We start from the raw sequence: 18,208 nt of genomic DNA on the forward strand, positions 1-18,208 counted from the left end.
AGCGCCCGACCCAAGTGTCCCACCCAAGTGTCCCACCCAAGTGTCCCACCCAAGTGTCCCACCCAAGTGTCCCACCCCGGCGTCCCACCCCGGCGTCCCACCCAGGCGTCCCACCCAGGCGTCCCACCCAGGCGTCCCACCCAGGCGTCCCACCCAGGCGTCCCATCCTGGCGTCCCATCCAGACGTCCCATCCAGACGTCCCATCCAGACGTCCCATCCAGACGTCCCATCCAGACGTCCCATCCAGACGTCCCATCCAGACGTCCCCATCCAGACGTCCCCATCCAGACGTCCCCATCCAGACGTCCAATCCACACTTCAAATCCCGGTGTCCAGCCTAGGTGTGAAATGCTGGTCCCCAAAATACCGCCAAAGTCGCCAATCCAGGAGAACCTAGGGCATGGGAGGGAGTCATCACCAGCATCTAGATCACTCTCAAATGTAAGGTTCCCGAAGCCACGTGAGCGGTTTGAATCGAAAGTTTGGGCAGGCATTGTCATGTAGGGATGTCAAACGATGGCAAATTCTTCTGGCTCGCTGGGGCGATATTCAAAAGGTAAAGGTTCGAAATGTCGGAGATAATTGATGTGGTAGGCCGAGACATAAACAGGTCGAAGACCATAACGAGGATAGGAAGCCTATGGCTTTGCCCCCACCGCAGCGTTTGCTATGGGGGCAAGCTCCGTCCACGAGAACAAGCTCAAAGAGGCCTTGAAGTTGTCGCGGGTGGTGACGAGACCCCAGTTTACACATCTGGCGGTAATCGAGGTTGCATTTCAGGAACCTGCCCAGATCTTCTGGCGATGTCACGGCTTGTAGTCAACCTCCGGCAACTTATTGTGGCTAGAAATAAGTAAGTGCCTGGTAATAACCCCAATGATCTCATGGTGTTCAGACGATTTAGGACGTTTTTTAGCTGAAACATAAACAGATATTTAAGATGCACAATTGATGGTCGTGGAAATATTTTTGAAATTTTTACGAAAAAAATAAACGTAATAATAGGTACTTAGACGTTTGAGGCGTTTTTTTAAACAAAAAGTGGACTGAATTGTCTGCCGTGGTGCGCATTCCCAATACATGTTCGCACAAATGCGTCGGCACCCAACGAGAATCCCTCAGCGGAATCCGTGGTGCTAGCTACTGAGGGAGCCGTCCCCGGTAGCAAACATTGCAGAGTAACCTCCGTACAACGCGACGGATGGTTCCTGCATTGGCACCGCTACTGGCGGGAGCCGCACGACGGCAGACACCTGGCCGACCCGCATGTAACCCGGGAAGTGGTAGTTGTTCAACCCTAAGAAGTACTGAGGCGCCTTTAGCCTGCAAAAACAAACGACATAAAGGGGGCAAATCTTATGAAACTGAAGGATTCAGAACAACACATGCGTGGGAGCCCGCATAGCCAGGTGGAGGGCCTGTTCCATTTCGTATCTGGAATTGGGGTGAGCCGTCATAAACTGAAGACCGCGAGGACTCCCGACGTCTTGGTTCACTCTGACAATACGCGTTCTGTTTATCTAAGGGTCTGGCATGCGGTCGCGGGATATGCGTTGGCAACGTATGGCATTTCGCAGATTTTAGAGATTCGACCATACCACATGGTTGAGTGGTTGGAGCTTCAAGTATCCCGAGGGCTAGCACCTGCAACCGTTCGCACATATTCAGCAGCTTTATCCAAATTCCTTTCCGCCTTGTACTACTACAAGACCGAGGCTGGGAGAAAACGGAGGCACAGATGAACTCGTTTCGAGATTTTTGTTCAGAGAAAATACTCGATGCATGCCGTGCGAGGCACGACTACATCAGATGGGGAGGCTATGGGCGGGCTTTCGAGGACCCAGAGGCTCTGATTGCAGCAATTCAAGATCCTATGCACCAGTTGGCAGCGAAAATCCAGCTAGAATCTGGCTGTCGTGGCGAGGGGGTGGGGTTTGCCCGTTCCAAGTTCTCGAAGTCAAAGCTGGATATCCACAACATGCACGGTATCAAGCAAGACCCTTATTTTCCGGATCGGGAAGTTGGAGAAATCCGGACGAAAGAAAAGGGCGGGTACGAATCGTCACACTACGTCTCTGTTGATACCTACGCGGAACTCGAGGCCTTTATTGCAGCCCATGGCAGCCTTTGCGGAGACTACGGGAGCTATCTACAGAGCATCAACAAAGCGGCGAAAGAGACAGGCCAATATCGTCCAAAACGTGGGCCTCACGGCATTAAGCACGCTTTTGCTCAGCGATTCTTCAAAGAAGCAATTTTAGCAGGTAAATCAACGACATCTGCGGAAATTGAAACCTCACGGCGGTGCAGTCATAGAAGAGGTGACGTGTTTCGCATTTCGTACTCAGGACTGAGGTGATCCTATGAAACTTGATGTTCCCGGAGCTATCAAAGAGATTGACCGCTTGACTGCAACCACGGCTTCACAGAGGGCCACACTGCTGAAGTATACTGCTAAGCTGACAGATGAACTGGTGATCAAGGCGTTCAGAAAGGCAGACAACTTCTATTACGACACCCGGAATAGCCACAAGAAACTCAACAGGGTAATGCTTCAGTACTGTGGATTTGTACGGGCGATAAAGGAGTACCGGCATCTAGACACTGTTGCAATCCATCGAAAATGTGACGATGTGGCATCGATTGAAGAAGTACACGAAGCGCGTAGCAAGGCCGCGATGTTGCAGCGGGCCAAGCCACGAAAGAGTGCTGGGCTAGATTTGTACTTGCCTGATCTTGTCAAGTTTAAGGAGTCCGGCTACTCCCTGCGTGACATGGTCGATTACCTCAAGCAGCGCAACATAACCGTCTCCCACGAGACAATTCGGAGGAAACTAAATGAGATACGAAATAAGGAACAAGATCAATCTACTGAACCTTGATGATGCACTCGTAGTTTCAAAGAGGATCCAGTATTCCCATGACGACGGGAAGCCATATTACCGAAATCATAAAGAAGGTTCCGTCACGTTGTTTGGCGAGGAACTCATCACCTGCATGGCGTCACAAGATGGCAGCATAAGGGACATCCGTTACGACTTGAATGACTGCAACAAGTTGTTGATCCTGCTTGATTGTTACATCTGCAACGATCTGAAAGCGCCAGTGACGTTTGAGATTCAGGGGTATCTGACGGTACGTGGGGAGACTAAGCAGAAGAAGGGCCGAAATCTTCTCTTAGCGATGGGGAGCAGCGAATTGTATTTGACACTCTTTGAAGCAAAGTGTGCGGAGAGGTGCATTAAAAATGTACTTATGTCGCTGGCGAGAGAGTAGGGGGGGCACATGACCTTAGTCTTCGCCCTCACAAGGGGATCTTTATGGCCGCCGGGAGCCACCACACGTTTCGGGACCGCTAGCAAAGAATGGCCGCTGCATTTGATTAGTTACTATGCAGCGGCCGTTCTTTACAAGGGGGATGGTAAGACTATTCTTTTGCCTGTTCTTTCATGAACTTGATTATTTGCGTTACGATCTCTCTATCTCGTGGTTTGAGGGCGGAGAAGTCTCTAAGCATTTCTGAGAGTTGATCGTCCACGAACATTTGTGGGCCAGTTCCCAGTAACAAGAAATCAGTTGAGACCCCCAGGACGCTAGCAAGTTTAATGAGCATACTAAGCGGCGCAGACCTCGAGCCCTTTTCATAATAATTTATATTTGGCGGGCTGCTGCCCACTAAATCTGCTAATTGCCGCTGGGTTAGCCCCAAGGCCTCGCGGCTTCTGCGAATCCTTTCCCCAATCTGTTCTTCCAGTTCAGCCATCGGCTTCCTCCCATCTTCCTATAAATTACACTGGTTATGACCTCTTCGTCAATAATAATTGTCTCAGTGACATTTTTTAGTTGTCTTTTGGTTAACTCTCTGGTAATTAATAATTGTCTTTGAGAATTTACAGTAGAAGAGGGGGGGGCATATGGTGAAGAGTGAGGTTTCATACACAACGATTATTCGAGGTACAGAATTTATGTCAGGAATTGCTGTCAACCTGCTGGTCTCGCTGCATATGACAAGGGTAGCTGTGACAGTAGGTATTACACTGGTGGCAATTCATACTTTGGCTTCATTGCTCTACTGCCTGTATTCGTTCATGAATACTAAAAATTGACAGATTTTTCGCTTTTGCTGCAGCAGGGATATTGATGGAGTTTCGAAGACTTGGTAGGAGGTGTGCGTGCCGATTACGGAAGTGATAAGGGGGGTAAAGCCCAGGCATGTTATGGTGACGATGATACCGATCCGGGGAAGAAAGGCGTCACAGCGAGTCCCGTCCGGAAGATGTACTTGCGCTATTTTCCCAAACAAATGATGTGATACAGCGCACCAGGCGCATCTGTGCGAGTTTATCGTGGCAGAGATGGCCGTAGCGTCACAGCACAAATGCTATCGGGGCCCGTGATTACACAAAAATGGAATTAAAGAGGTATTAACACTCTAAAGCGGTTAATGAGACCACGGCGCGCACTGTTTCACGGTTTTTCACTCTCCCGTTATGGGTTTTCTTGGAGCTGGTTTAGTGCCTATTCAATTGGATGCTTTTCCTGATCCAAAGACGAAAGAACTTTTAAGATGCTTTCGATTGACACGGAAAAAAAGAGGGTGTAATAAATTAGCTTTAATTTCTATTTTATTAACTGTGAACGTGACAAGACCGGGTCTGGTAAGAGCCGCCAACGCCAGCAGCTAAGTGAGTGCGGCATTGTTTCTAAAGCATGACAGGTTGTCCCTCACTCCACTTTTGAATTACCGATAAAAAGGACGAAATGTAAATGACATGGCAGAGTGCTCTACATCTTATGGTAATTGGCGTAACTGGCACGTACTTAGTGCTTTTTGGAAGGGACTTCTGGCGCAGGTTCCTCGTTCCGGGAAGAAAACTGAAGACTGATTTATCAAATTCGGTTGAAGGGCTCAGGCTGCTGAAAGGTAAAACAACAGGGCCTTTAACAGAACTAGAAAAGGTTGCCCAAGAGGCGATGGAAACTGAAGCACTTTCCCACGCCTGGAGCGAGTTCTGTGAGACACTGCACCCTCAAAAGAAGACAAACGAACTTGGCCAGGATTATGTCATCTGCTGGAGGTCCACTGCGCTGGCTGAGTCCTTCTTCACCGAAAAGGCACTGGTGGACACCCCGCTCCATGCAGAGTACTTCAAACATGTGCCAGGTATTCTCACCGGTATTGGTATCATCGGTACATTTGCAGGGCTTATCCTTGGTCTCATGAACTTTCAGGTGTCGAGCAATGCTGAAATTGTTCGTGGCAGCCTAACGGGCCTTATTCACGGTGTCGGTTACTCGTTTCTGGTCTCTTTTGTCGCCATATTTATGGCAATGACGATTACAAAAATGGAAAAGGCGATGGTGAACGATTGCTATCGCCAAGTAGAAAAGCTTTGCCAGCTAATCGATAGTCTTTTTAACGCAGGCGCAGGGGAGGAGTATCTTGCTCGCTTAGTATCTGCCTCTGAAACCTCGGCCACCCAGGCTGCACAGATCAAGGACGCTCTAGTGGCGGATCTAAAGCAGATTCTTTCCGAACTGACCGCCCAGCAAGTGGAAGCAGCAGCACAGCACAGCACGCAACTGTCAGCGACCCTAACCAGAAGTTTCAGCGAAAGTATAACGGAGAGCATCACTGCTCCCATGGAGCGAATCTCCCAAGCCGTAAGCGTCGTGGGGGGGAATCAGGGGGAGGCGGTTAATAAGCTTCTTACTGATGTTCTTGCTGGTTTCGCAGCGAAGATGGAAGATATGTTCGGCGGTCAACTCCAGGGAATGACCACGCTGTTGCAGCAGACGTCCCAGTCGATGATCTCCGCAAGCTCGCAATTCGGGCAAATGGCCGAGACTCTGAAATCCGCTGGGGAGGGGGCTGCCGACGCAATGGCGGAGCGTCTAACACAGACGATCCAAGCGATGGAGGCTCGGCAGGAGACAATGAACCGACAAATGGGTGAATTCGTAGAACAGATTCGAGCTCTAGTACGCGATTCCCAGTCGGAAACCTCTCAGAAGATGCAGACGGTACTTGGTGAGCTCGGAGAGAAGGTTTCCTCGATGGTTACTCAGCTTGAGGCGCAGTCGCGACAGACGGCGGAAGAAAGTCGGGACGTGCAGCAGCAGTTTGTAGCGCAGACAAGCACTACGGTTGAGGGCATCTCCGGGCAGTTGATGACTTTGGTGCAGGAGGTGAAGCACAGTGGCGAGGCCATGAGGGATAGCGTCGGGACCTTGGCGCAGACCAATCGAGACTCAATCGAGCGTCTTAACAGTGGTGCCGAGACACTCTATCTCGCCGCCACCGAGTTCGCAAAGGCTGGGCAGGGGGTGACGTCGGTTATGACCTCGGCAACTCGTGCCACGGAGAAGATCCAAGAGACCTCACTGCTCCTTTCTGGAGCAAGCGCTGGAGTACAGCAGGTCCTAGAGGATTACAAACATGCTCGCGAAAGCTTTGCTGCGATCGTTGCCGATCTTAAGTCCACTGTGGAAAATGCACGCCGCGAGGCCTCGATGACGGGGGAGGTTATCTCACGAATTCACACCGCGGCGGAGCACCTCGGAAGGGCACAGACTGACGCCGATGAATACCTCTTAGGCGTGTCCGAGGTGCTAGGGAAGAGCCACGAAGAATTCGCTCAAAACATTACGCGTACCCTCCGGGAAGGGAACAGTCAGTTCCACACTGATCTCTCTGGGGCGGTTGATCTTCTCAAGAGCGCCATCCTAGATCTCGGCGACACCGTCGATTCCATAAAGAGGTAGTTGAACCATGTTTGGAATAAGATTGCCGGTACGACGGGCGGGCAAGGATGAGGCGGAGAAGCCGTTCTGGATCTCCTTCTCCGATATGATGACGGCACTGATGGTGCTTTTTCTCGTGGCTATGACTGTGGCGCTGCTTGCTGTCACAAATGATATCTCGGCGGCCGAAAGAGAAAAGTCGCAACGCGAAAAGGAAATAGCGGAGCTCCTGAAGCGGATCGAGGAATCCAGCAAGATGTTTCCTGGTATAAAGATTCGAGGGCACTCCATCGATTTTGGTGAGCGCGCCCGGTTCGAGACGGACAGCAACAAGCTCACCAGCGAACAGGGGAAACTTTTGCGAAGTTTTGCGCCTGCTATTCTCTCGGTGGCTAGAGACCCCATGGGGCAAAAATGGCTGAAACGCGTAATTGTTGAGGGATTCGCTGATAAGCGTGGAACGTATCTGCACAACCTGAACCTCAGCATGCAGCGCTCCGAGCGTGTTCTCTGCGCTTTCATGGCACGCCCCGAAAACGATGAAACTACTCTCTCAGACTCTGACCGCCGCTTGATTCGGGAGATTTTCCTGGTTGGCGGGTCCTCCTTCAACTCACTGAAGAGTACCATGGAGGAGAGCCGCAGGATCGAACTGAAACTCGAGTTTCTTGATATTGGCGAGAAAAGAGCCCTTTCCCCCAATCTTACACTGGCCGATGAGCCGATGTGTCCCCTTGACTGCCCATGACGGTAAAACATCTTGACCTGCTGCGTGAGGAACTGGCTAAAAGCTTATCTTTGCCGCTGGAAGCTAACTCATGGGGGCGCCCTGAACTTATGCAAAAAGCGCTGGGACGGGTCCGTTCAGCCTTCGATACTGCGCGTGAGAAACTCCCAGAGCGTTCGATAACCACAACAGTTCTGCAGTTTTTATGCACCGCGGAACTCAAGAACTTTCTCGAGGTGAAGTACGCTTGTTTTGGAGTGTGCAAATCTGTCGGGACAGAGGGGAAACGACTTCTGGAGGCCCCAGATCATTTTCCCCTGCTGATGGACAAGGTAACACTTCTGAAGAACGAGCAGCGGCAATTCAGGAAGTGCTACCTTGGGCTCCTCTCCGGCTACTTCTCCTTTCCTGTAGATTCTGCCTCTTTTTCTCAGGTGGGGACGAAGAATGGGGAGTTTTTGCGACTGTTTCTCCAGAAACACCTTCAGACATTGGAGACCTACTTACCCATTTCGTCCTGGGTGACCATCCTCTCGAAGCACCGAAACCTTCTAGAGCACGACCCTTGTGCCGTGTACGGCGATGAGCTCCTGAACGGCGAGAGTGAAGCCTTCAGGGAAGCATGCGAAGGGCTGTTGATCCCATCGGACTCTTGGCTTCGCGGTGAAGCCGTGCGAGCCCAAGTATCATCTCTCTGTCGCTTGAATGACGCCGCCTTTAAGGAACGTCTTGACCATGTGGTCTCTGTCCTCATGGGAAGAGAGGGATTCGCCTGTTCTGACCGCATAGCCATTGGTGGCATCGCCTCACTCCTTAAACGATACGCCCTGTGTACCTCACGGGAAGAGCATCCGGCTTTACGTGACGCAGCACTAGTCAAGATCGGCAATCCTTGGTTGCACCAGTCAGCCTGGGATTCTCGCGTGGGAGATGAAGACGCACGGGTCATGGTGGACGGCTGGCTAAAGCGTAGGCTCATTCATGACTTCTTTAGTCTCGTGGCTGCCGACGGCCTTGCTGACACCCGACGTCTGAACTACTGGCTCCGATTTGCCGACCGCATAGAGGATATGTGGTTCGCCTTTGGTGCCACCGCCCGACGCCAGACGGGACATGATTACCGCGTTCTGCGGGAGCGCGCTAAAGGCAGGATCGTGCAACTCGAAAGTGCTGGTCACCCCGACAACAATGCTTTCATCATGCGCATAGGTGGATTCTTGCTTGTGGAATTCGGACTGTTTGGTCATGCCTGCTTCATTTTCAACGCCTCCGACAACCCATTTGACCTCACCAGGGCTTGGGTGGCCGGGGACTCTCAGGGGCTTAAATCTCCTCTCAACATAAAGCGCCTCCTGCACCGTGATCTCAGCACCACATGGGAGCAGAAGTTTGACGAGGAGATATTACCACGCATTGGATGGACGCCGCCCCGTTCGGGCTCACGCGCTGTCGTGCGCCGTGAAGAACTTGAACACCGTACTACTCAGGTCAAGCCAGTTGTTCGGTCGCAGCAGCTCCAGCTACAGGTAGATGGGGAAAGGGAAGCAAGAGGAATCCCGATTACGCAACAAGCAAGGACGGAAACCACAAATACACCAACAAAGCCGTACACGTTGCAATATTTTTCCCGTTTCCTCCAGGAGAACCACATGACCATGGAGGACAAACGCCCAGTGGGGGGGGCGCTGTGGGTTCGAGAAGCAATGACAACAAAGACCGATCCGGCCGCGATCGAACAGCTGCGAGCCTGGGGGTTTCGGTACAAACCTGGTAAGGGCTGGTGGAAAGGGTAGTAGAGAAGGAGTAGCCCATGGTCTGGAATGATTTTTTTTCGAAGAAGATTAGAATAAAAGAGCACAACCCAGAACCTCCGGTTTCGCCCCTCCTGCGTGTGACGCGCACATTTGCGAACGACGGAATCGTATGGTGTGTACCGGGGCAGGTCGACTGCGAATGGCTGAATGAGCCGTTCGGATTTGCGGAGGATGAGGGACTGGTTTCCTTCCTGTCGCAACTCGAGGAGGAAGGTTTCGCAGAAACTGCAGGGGAAAACGTTCTCCTACCTTGGCAGTCGTTCTTCCAACTTTTGTCTCGACCAGATTTCCTCTCCAGCATCCCGCTCTTAGGGCTACCAGAGCGTGGTACCTACCGACCAGTTCTCTCCAGCAGGGGGAGCCTCTCCGACACCGATTTTTCCGTGATGATTGCGTCATGGTGTGATGAGTCCGGGTTACATGCTTCTGGTGTGACCGTTGTGAATGGAGCAGTCCTCATGCATGCTGGGACCCAGACCCTCCTTTCGGAGGCGTCGTGGCGTGTGGTCCAAGCGGTGGCGGCTTTCCACCGCAGGCCCGCAGAGGGGAGAGGTGCGGATGGGAACAGAAGGGCTTGGGCAGAAATAAGGCACTACGCACTGGAGGCAGGCGCCGACCTTGGGGATTTCCTGCGTAAGACGGTTGTTGTCACGCCTGAGCGATTGCAGCTCTCGCTTAATAGGACGCAGGTCGGTGGGTTGAGGAGTGTCGAGGTGATTCCTGACTTCGCTGGAGCTCCCAGCCGGTGGATAGAGACTTTCGATCGTTTTCCCGACGCCCGTGAGCGCTACGAAATTCCGGATGGCGAAGGATTGGTTCATGTTCTGGTGTCTCCGGAGGTGCAGGCTGTTCTAAGAGAGATCAAAGCGTTGCCAGGACGTCGCGTTGCCGGTGAGCGAGGAGAGGCTTTCCTGCGGAACCCCTTCTCGGTGCTTGGCCCGGACGCCGAGAAGGTACTTGATCCTGAAGAGTTCGAGCAGGCGAGGAATGATGCTGGCATAACTTTTTCTCGTTTTACCGCATCCATCATAAGAGATTCCAAAGGCTTCCCTCAGGAGGTGTATCTTCTGGTGGAGGAGATGCTCGACGGAGAAGTGCATAGCGAAAGGTTCCCGTTCAATGGACCTGACGACCTGGCGAAGTTCGCGGCGAGACTAGAAGAGAGGATCGAGCAGGGCTGCCAGTGCTGCCTATGGGAAGGCTACGAACTGGAGATCTTGGGTGACAGCGGTGACCAACTGATAGCCCTAAAGGACGCGCTCACTCAATGGAGAGCACGTGACTGCTTCGACTGCGCAGAGATCTTTGATCTCAGCAACTACTCGGACCGCGTGGAGGGGCTAGGGGAGGAGAAGCCTTATTTCTCCCCATTTATTGCTAGGAAAAACGATGGCGACGGCTGGGTCCCTGAGAACGTGCTGTATGCCTTGACATTCACGCCCTCAGATTCCGCTACACCGGTGACAGTCGCACTTGACGATGGTCTAATCATCAAGATGAAAGATGCACTGGCTGAAGCCAAGCGCGAGGGATATCATGAGATTTCCTTTCCAGAGTGTCCTCGTCCAATCCCGATTGCTGAAGCAGAGCGGGTCCTTTCCGCCTTCCAGACCGCCTCTGACGCAGTAGCGAAAGGAACCTTCCCACCCGATAGCCCTATACGTGGAAAAAGTTTGCCGCGCAAAGGGCTCGTGGTTAAGGCGAACATCGAGGCGCTCGATTACGTGGAGGAGGGATGCGGACTTGACCTTCCAGAGGGAGTGCCCCCTCGTCTGCCGGCGGCCCTAAAGCCGGAGGTGCGCCTGAAGGAGCACCAGTTACGGGGTGTTGCCTGGCTGCAACATTTGTGGCGTTGCTCCCCTGGTGGGTGTCGTGGTGCGGTCCTTGCCGATGATATGGGACTAGGAAAGACACTCCAACTCCTGACCTTCATCTCTAGCTGTCAGGAGGAAGAACCTAACCTTGATCCTGTCCTGGTGGTCGCACCGGTCGCCCTGTTAGAAAATTGGAAAGAGGAGACGGAGAAGTTCTTTACTCCGGAGTCTCTTCCGATTCTTACCCTTTATGGCGATACACTTGCTTCCGTCAGGGTACCCCGTGCCTCGATAGGAACAGAACTGAAGGCGAATGGCATTACTCGCCTGCTTCGTCGTGATTGGCTTGGGGGGAACAAAATTGTTCTCACTACGTACGAGACACTGCGGGACCTGGAGTTCTCGCTGGCAGCGCAGAAATGGTCCATCATGGTGTGCGACGAGGCCCAGAAGATTAAGAACCCTAATGCAATGGTAACTAGGGCGGCGAAGAAGCAGAATGTCCGCTACAGGATCGCCTGCACCGGGACGCCCGTAGAAAACACGCTGACGGACCTGTGGTGTCTCTTCGACTTCGTTCAGCCCGGTTTGCTGGGGGCTCTAAATGAGTTCGGCACCCGCTATCGAAGGCCGATAGAAGCAAAAACGGACGAAGAAACAGAGAGGATTGAGCAACTGCGGGCCATTATATCAGCGCAAATACTGCGGAGGGAGAAAAAGGATGTAGCGAAGGATCTCCCAGAGAAGCACATCGTGCAGGAATGCCGTTCCCTTTCGATTTCCGAATTTCAACGGGGCCTCTACAGCCATGCAGTTACTTTATATCGGATGGAAAAGCAGGACGGCGGCAAAGGTGGAATTCTCGGATTGCTGCACCACCTCAGGCACATCTGCTCGGACCCGAGGCCTCTCGGTCAACAAGGGACGGACTCCGAATCGGTGGATGAAATCGTGGCACGTTCCCCCAAAATGGCGTGGCTTCTGGAGGAGCTAAAGAAGATTCAACTGAAGGGAGAGAAGGTTCTGGTATTCTGCGAACTGCTAGATCTTCAGCGCACCCTGCGCCGCTGCATTCATCACCGACTAGGAGTAACCCCAGATGTAATCAACGGATCCACTTCCGCGTCCGGTTCGAACCCATTAAGTCGCCAAAAACGCATTAAGAGCTTTCAAGAGAAGGCAGGTTTTGGGGTTATCATACTCTCTCCGCTGGCTGCTGGCTTTGGGCTTAACATCCAGTCGGCCAATCACGTAATACACTTTACCCGTTTGTGGAACCCTGCAAAAGAGGATCAGGCGACCGACCGCGCGTATCGTATTGGACAAACCAAGGAAGTCTACGTGTACTATCCCGTCATCGTAGCCCCAGAGTTCACAACTTTCGATGCCAAGCTGGACTGCCTCCTTGAACGGAAGAGGGAACTTTCTTCCGACATGCTAAATGGCACGGGAGAACTTAGTGTTGCAGACTTCGCTGATCTTGAAGGTGTCGATGGAGAGGCTGCAGTGGTAAACGACGCCATTTCTGCCGATGACATTCCGAAGATGGCACCTGCAACTTTCGAAGCGTTCTGCGCGCTCCTTTGGAAGGAACAGGGCTTCTCGACCGTCTATCGTACACCGCACAGCAATGATGGCGGAATTGATGTGGTGGCCATTGCAGGCGATACAGGGTGCCTTATCCAATGCAAAACCTCCTCAAAGGAGGAACATAGGCTGGGGTGGGAAGCGGTTAAGGATGTGGTAACGGGGGCGGCTGCCTATGCTCGACGGCATCCAGGGGTCGATTTCAGGAAGTTGGCGGTCACAAATCAATTCTTCAATGGCGCAGCCGAAGCCCAAGCGGTATTGAATGGAGTGGACCTAGTCGATCGAGAGGAGCTAGAAAGGTTCCTGGAGCAGTTCCCGGTGCGGCAGGTTGCGCTTGAGAAATTATTGATGGCTGAAGGACGATAGGGACGACTAAAGGCGCTTGTGACGTTGCGTTCAGGAAAGGGTAAATTTAGTTCCGAATTTGGCAGGCAATGTCCAAAGAGATTTTTTCATCGTTGACGTTTAGGAGGTTGTAACTCGATGAGCATCATGAAGCAATCCAGCAAAGCTCTTGACCGCCCCCTTGCCGAATGGTTCACCGCCATCAGCCTGGGCCAAATTAAGCTCCCCCGCTTTCAACGCTTTGAAGCCTGGGATCGCAACCGGATTACCAGCTTTTTAAATACGGTAGTGCACAATCTTCCCATCGGCGTGACATTAGTGCTGGAAGTGGGGGACGAGGAGAAATTTGTGTCCCGCCATATCGTGACAGCAGAAAAGGATGGTAACCCAAAGGTATCTCAGCATCTGCTTGATGGTCAGCAGCGTTTGACCGCCTTTTGGCGTTCGATCCACAACAATTACGAATGGGAGACCTACTTCGTCCACATCCCCGAATTTGACGTTGAGGGAGAAAAAGAAGAAGGGGAAGAAATTTCGATTCGCCATTGTGCCCGCTACATGAAGGCAGGACAGCGCTACCCGCTTTGGGCTGACGAGCCAAGGTATTGTCTTTATCGCGGGTTGATACCGGTAAACTTGCTCCGACCGGCAGACATTCAGGCTGAAATAGACGCTTGGGTAAGTGCCGCCACTGCAACTTACAATCCCGATGATAACGACCCCGAATTTGCTTCCAAAATCCGCAAGTTCATGGCCATTCAAGAGAAGGTTAAAGGCCAGATCGTCTCTTTGCGTGAGCGTATTGCACATTTCAACCTGCCGTATCTCTCCCTTCCGGTCACGACCGAGAAGGAAGTGGCACTGCAGGTTTTCATCAACATGAATACAAACAGCAAGCCGCTTTCGCGGTACGATATCATCGTAGCCGAGGTCGAGAGCGCAACTGGCAATTCTCTCCATGATCTGCAGGAAAAGCTCACCGCGGATTATCCGAAAGTACAGAACTACTACGAGTTGCCGTTCCAGATTCTGGCTACCTCGGCTCTGCTACAGGACAAGCTTCCAAACGAGCGGGGTATGATCGATATGTGCAAGACCAAGATGGTCGATAACTGGGACACCATGTCAAAGTGTCTTGGCCGTATGGCTGATTTTCTCGATGCACAGGGGGTCTACGATCGTCAGCGGCTACCAACAAATGCGGTTCTTGCGGTTATTGCAGCCAGTTACTCTTTGATTCCCGAACATGGCGATTTTCGCGGCAAGGCGGAAAAACTGCTGCAGCGTTACCTCTGGTCAGCTTTTTTTACCGATCGCTATGAAAATTCAGCGGCCTCACGAGCTTATAATGATTTCAGGAATTTGCGTGAGTTGCTGCAGAATCCCGCCTTTGAGGACTCAGACCTGGTCAAGGTGCCTGCCCTCAACCGAAGCGAGCATCCCTTGGTGACAGTCGAAGAGCTTATGTCTGCCGACTGGCCCAAACGTGAGACAATTCGTGGGCGCGGCATCCTTAGTGTGGCGAACTATCTCGGCGCCATCGACTTTGCCGATGGACAAAAGGCCAATTTCCAGAGTTTGCAAAACCGTGAATATCATCACCTATTTCCCGACGCACTCTTAAAAGAAGCTGAAATTAATAGTTTCCTGGCCCTGAACTGCGCGCTCGTAACCTGGAAAACAAATCGTACAATTGGGCGCAAAGACCCGCTTGATTACTTACAAGACCGCACGGATTGGACCGACGAACAGACTGTCGAGCAGCGACTGAAAACGCATTTGATCCCGGTCGCTTGCCTTAAAAATGGTAAGTACGACAGTCTTGAGGGGAATGACCGTTTGGCAAAGATAAGGGAAGATTTTCAGGTCTTCCTCTCAACAAGAGCTCAATTGGTAAGTCTGGCGGTGAGTCGCCTAGCCAATGGTGAGAGTATCAGCCCAGAGTCACTGTCTCAAACGAGCTATCTCCCGCCCACGGTACCGGATCAACCCGTCATGTTATTCACGGTGCCCGCAGTATGAATGCGTCCCCCTTTTCCCTCCGCATTTTCGTCGCCAATGGTGACCCTGACGGACTCCGCCTAGTCGAGCGGTCCAACTGGATCGGAAAGGCCGTGGTCTTCCCACGTACGCTGTTGCCCTCTATCAAGAAGCGCGATGAGTTCGGCCAGACCGGTGTTTACCTCCTTCTTGGTCCCCGGGAAGACGGTGAAGGAGAGATGCTCTACATTGGAGAGGGCGACCCGGTGCGCGATCGGCTCGAATCTCATTACGCCAAGAAGGACTTCTGGACCAAAGCTGTTTTTTTCGTGGCTGGGCCGGGACAACTCAACAAGGCTCATGTGCAGTTTCTTGAATCGCACTTGATCCAATTGGCAAAGTCAGCTAGGAGGATGACGTTGGACAATGGCAAGGGGGAATCTGAGCCGACCCTCTCCGAGGCCGACCGTGCCGACATGCAGGTCTTTCTCGATAACGTGCTAGGCATACTACCGGTGCTGGGGATTCATGCTTTCGAGCAGGCATCGAGCGTTGCAGTAATAAAGAAGAATGCGCTCTTAACCTGCAAAGGGAAAGGGGTTGCCGCCAGCGGCTATGAGTCGACCCAAGGCTTTGTAGTCAAAGCCACTTCGCAGGCGACGGGCCAAACCGCACCGTCGATGCAGCAGCATGTGCGGGGTATGTACGACTTGCGTAATGAATTGATCAACAACGGTGTCCTGCAAGCCGACAATGGCAATTATAGCTTCACCCAGGACTACGCTTTCAACTCTCCGTCCACTGCTGCCGCTATAGTGTTGGGCCGTAGCGCCAATGGGCGCATCGAGTGGAAGGATGCAGGAGGCAAGACGCTGAAGGAATTGCAGGAGCGGGAAGCGGGGGAAGGTTAGATGGAGGCCGGTTATTCATCTTGGAACTCCGCTCGCCAATGGCCAAAGAGTATTTCTAATTTTGGCCTGATGGCGAAGACATACTTTGGGCAAAAGCATGTTGGGCATGTCGGGTTGATAATTCCTCTTTGACACAGGCTATCCTCTGGCGCTGAGGTGTAAGAAAAATTGAGCTTGGTGGAATTCCATTATTATGATAAGGATGCGCGATGTGTAAACTGGATTAACGGTTTAGCACAACCGGATGGAGTTAAAGCATGACTAGAAAGCCGCAAGTCACCCCCGCTGAAATAGAGAAATGGTTTGAGGAAGAGTCCAACGGTCCATTGTTGATCGCTAGTGGCACAACCTCGGATCCCGCCGAGAAATACGCACGTAGTCAACTGAGGGTCGTTAGGGAGACAAAGGATTACCAGCTTGACTACTTGCGCCACGCTCTTCAACCGGGGCGGGAGCTTATAGATACCTCGCCTACCTATCAAAGGCGGCTACGCTGGACAAGTAAGAAGCGGTCACTGTTAATCGAGTCGTTCTTGCTGAATATCCCGGTGCCACCAATTTTTCTCTTTGAACGCGACTACAACGAGTATGAGGTGATTGACGGTCGCCAGCGTCTCGATACCATACGTGAGTTCTTGGCGAATAACTTTGCACTCTCTGGCCTTGAGTACTGGCCCGAGTTGGAGCGGATGCGCTTCAATGATCTCCCTCTAGTCTTGCAGAGAGGCCTCCTTCGTCGTAGCCTCGGTGCTGTTGTTCTCCTAGCAGAGACACAGGGGGTTGGGGAGGACAATCTTGATGTTCGACGTGTCCTTTTTGACCGCCTCAACACCGGTGGGATTAGTCTCAATCCGCAGGAACTGAGAAACGCGCTATATCCCGGTCCTCTTAATGAGGCGCTCATTTCACTTGCTCGGTCCGCACCTTTTACCGCCACATGGGGCATTCCACATTACGTCGAAGGTGAGGAGGACAACCCCTCAGATGCGCTATTGAAAAACCCTCTATTTGCGTCTCTAGCTGACGCGGAACTCGTCCTTCGGTTTTTCGCACTTCGAGATGCTATTGAGAACAAGCGCCAAGGTTCTCTTCGGCGCATCCTAGATAGGTTCATGCAGGAGTACGCAAACTCATGTGACAACACCCTTTATACTTTAAAGGAGCAATTCACATCTCTCCTCTCGCGGCTTTTAGTCGTGTTTGATGCCCAACCGTTTAGACTACCAGGGACTCGTAGGCAGAGCAGGCCGCTTTACGATGCCCTGATGATCGCGCTGAGTAAAGAGCCAAGTCTCGACATTGAAAATAATGCTATTGCCATTAAGGCTGCCTTGGTGGAGGCACTGGACAACCCAAAGCACTACGACATTCTCGTAGGCCGCGGGAACACTGTCGAATCCGTACATGAACGAGTTACGTTAGCAGGTGCCATACTGCGCGCAAGGACTCAGTAGTCATGACTGTCCTTAACGAGGTCCTGCGCGAATTCCGAGGCGATGCTGAGCGGGTCGAGCACTTGCTTAAGCTTGTCAAGACGTTTCGTGACTTTGGTGCGAGTACCGCTCCGCCTGCAGTAGTAGACGGCACTGCGCCATGGCCACAAGCCCTCTCTCTTAAAGAAGAGTCGCATCAGCGACGAACCGACCTACCGGTGCTATCCGGATCCCTGCTCTTGTATCTAGCCGGCCGCTTTGAGTTCTTCATCAGACAGGTCGTACAAATTTTGGCTGATGAAATTGCCGGCAGGGCTGCATCTTATGTAGCCCTGCCACAAAAGCTTCGTACAGAACTCAAGAATTTAACGCTTGAGGTTGCTCTAAGACCCAGCCGTTACGGCTTCACAGAAGCGGAGGCAGATGTCCTCCTTTCTAGCTTAGTGGGCAACCAGCGGGGTACGACGATGCCTCTAAGCATCAGTTCGGATGTCCTGACCATAACAGAGTCGAATATGAGGCCGAAGGTCCTTGCCGACCTAATGAAGCGGGTGGGCATGAATGATTATTGGCAAGAACTCGGAAAGCAGGCAAAGGTAAAGTTGCATATTGCGAAGACTGTTGACGGTGAAGCTAGCGCTGAGGCTCAAAGTAGGCTAAATGCCCTGATGGAGGATCGGAATCAGATAGCACATCCGACGAATACTACTAACTTTCCTGATACGGATCAAGTGCTTAAGAACGCAGAGTTTTTGCAGATCATTGCTGAAGTCACAGTGGAAATTGTAAGCGTCTACCTTGCTAGCATCCCTGCTGCTGCTCCAGCCCCGGCTCCGCCTGCTCCAGCCC

At 52.2% G+C, this 18,208-nt stretch carries 13 protein-coding genes; 12 read left to right on the plus strand and 1 reads right to left on the minus strand.

The annotated features are described in order from the left end of the window. Window positions 1-1,739: 1,739 nt before the first annotated feature. The 3 genes from K419_RS0121280 to K419_RS0121290 are packed head-to-tail and all read left to right on the plus strand — an operon-like array spanning window position 1,740 to window position 3,277. On the plus strand, window positions 1,740-2,360 hold the full coding sequence (locus K419_RS0121280) for a hypothetical protein (RefSeq protein ID WP_026843300.1): 621 nt from the start codon (window positions 1,740-1,742) through the stop codon (window positions 2,358-2,360). 4 nt (window positions 2,361-2,364) lie between these two features. Continuing rightward, entirely contained in the window at window positions 2,365-2,883 is a 519-nt protein-coding gene (locus tag K419_RS0121285) for a hypothetical protein (protein WP_026843301.1), read from the plus strand. Next, on the plus strand, window positions 2,840-3,277 hold the full coding sequence (locus tag K419_RS0121290) for a hypothetical protein (protein WP_156912271.1): 438 nt from the start codon (window positions 2,840-2,842) through the stop codon (window positions 3,275-3,277). Before K419_RS0121285 ends, K419_RS0121290 begins: the two co-directional genes overlap by 44 nt. Before the next feature lie 151 nt (window positions 3,278-3,428). Here K419_RS0121290 and K419_RS0121295 read toward each other — a convergent pair whose 3' ends face one another. Beyond that, window positions 3,429-3,764, minus strand: a complete 336-nt coding sequence (locus K419_RS0121295) for a helix-turn-helix domain-containing protein (RefSeq protein WP_026843303.1) — start codon at window positions 3,762-3,764, stop codon at window positions 3,429-3,431. A gap of 151 nt (window positions 3,765-3,915) precedes the next feature. Here K419_RS0121295 and K419_RS23775 point away from each other — a divergent pair, with 151 nt between their 5' ends. The 9 genes from K419_RS23775 to K419_RS23975 form a co-directional block, all read left to right on the plus strand. Beyond that, window positions 3,916-4,107, plus strand: a complete 192-nt coding sequence (locus K419_RS23775) for a hypothetical protein (RefSeq protein WP_156912272.1) — start codon at window positions 3,916-3,918, stop codon at window positions 4,105-4,107. Between the two features lie 661 nt (window positions 4,108-4,768). Further along, window positions 4,769-6,766 (plus strand): anti-phage ZorAB system protein ZorA, encoded by a 1,998-nt coding sequence (gene zorA, locus K419_RS22620; RefSeq protein ID WP_051293169.1) that lies wholly within the window; start codon window positions 4,769-4,771, stop codon window positions 6,764-6,766. A gap of 7 nt (window positions 6,767-6,773) precedes the next feature. Continuing rightward, window positions 6,774-7,493: a flagellar motor protein MotB gene (locus K419_RS0121305; protein ID WP_026843304.1), complete on the plus strand. Its 720-nt coding sequence runs from the start codon at window positions 6,774-6,776 to the stop codon at window positions 7,491-7,493. Then, window positions 7,490-9,265, plus strand: a complete 1,776-nt coding sequence (locus tag K419_RS0121310; RefSeq protein WP_026843305.1) for an EH signature domain-containing protein — start codon at window positions 7,490-7,492, stop codon at window positions 9,263-9,265. Before K419_RS0121305 ends, K419_RS0121310 begins: the two co-directional genes overlap by 4 nt. A 17-nt stretch (window positions 9,266-9,282) precedes the next feature. Beyond that, the gene (locus K419_RS22625) at window positions 9,283-13,056 is read left to right on the plus strand and encodes an SNF2-related protein (RefSeq protein ID WP_084154310.1); all 3,774 of its coding nucleotides are present in this window, start codon (window positions 9,283-9,285) and stop codon (window positions 13,054-13,056) included. A gap of 117 nt (window positions 13,057-13,173) precedes the next feature. Beyond that, window positions 13,174-15,057, plus strand: a complete 1,884-nt coding sequence (locus K419_RS22630) for a GmrSD restriction endonuclease domain-containing protein (RefSeq protein WP_084154311.1) — start codon at window positions 13,174-13,176, stop codon at window positions 15,055-15,057. Further along, window positions 15,054-15,926, plus strand: a complete 873-nt coding sequence (locus K419_RS0121325) for a GIY-YIG nuclease family protein (protein ID WP_026843306.1) — start codon at window positions 15,054-15,056, stop codon at window positions 15,924-15,926. The genes K419_RS22630 and K419_RS0121325 overlap by 4 nt, the downstream gene beginning before the upstream one ends. Before the next feature lie 257 nt (window positions 15,927-16,183). Beyond that, complete coding sequence (locus K419_RS22635) at window positions 16,184-17,380, plus strand: DUF262 domain-containing protein (protein ID WP_035497736.1); 1,197 nt, start codon at window positions 16,184-16,186, stop codon at window positions 17,378-17,380. A 2-nt stretch (window positions 17,381-17,382) separates the two neighbouring features. Further along, on the plus strand, window positions 17,383-18,208 hold an 826-nt coding region (locus K419_RS23975; protein WP_198013139.1), incomplete at its 3' end, for a HEPN domain-containing protein.

Origin of the sequence: Citrifermentans bremense R1, from assembly GCF_000426865.1 — a bacterium.
Taxonomy (GTDB): Bacteria; Desulfobacterota; Desulfuromonadia; order Geobacterales; family Geobacteraceae; genus Geomonas; species Geomonas bremensis.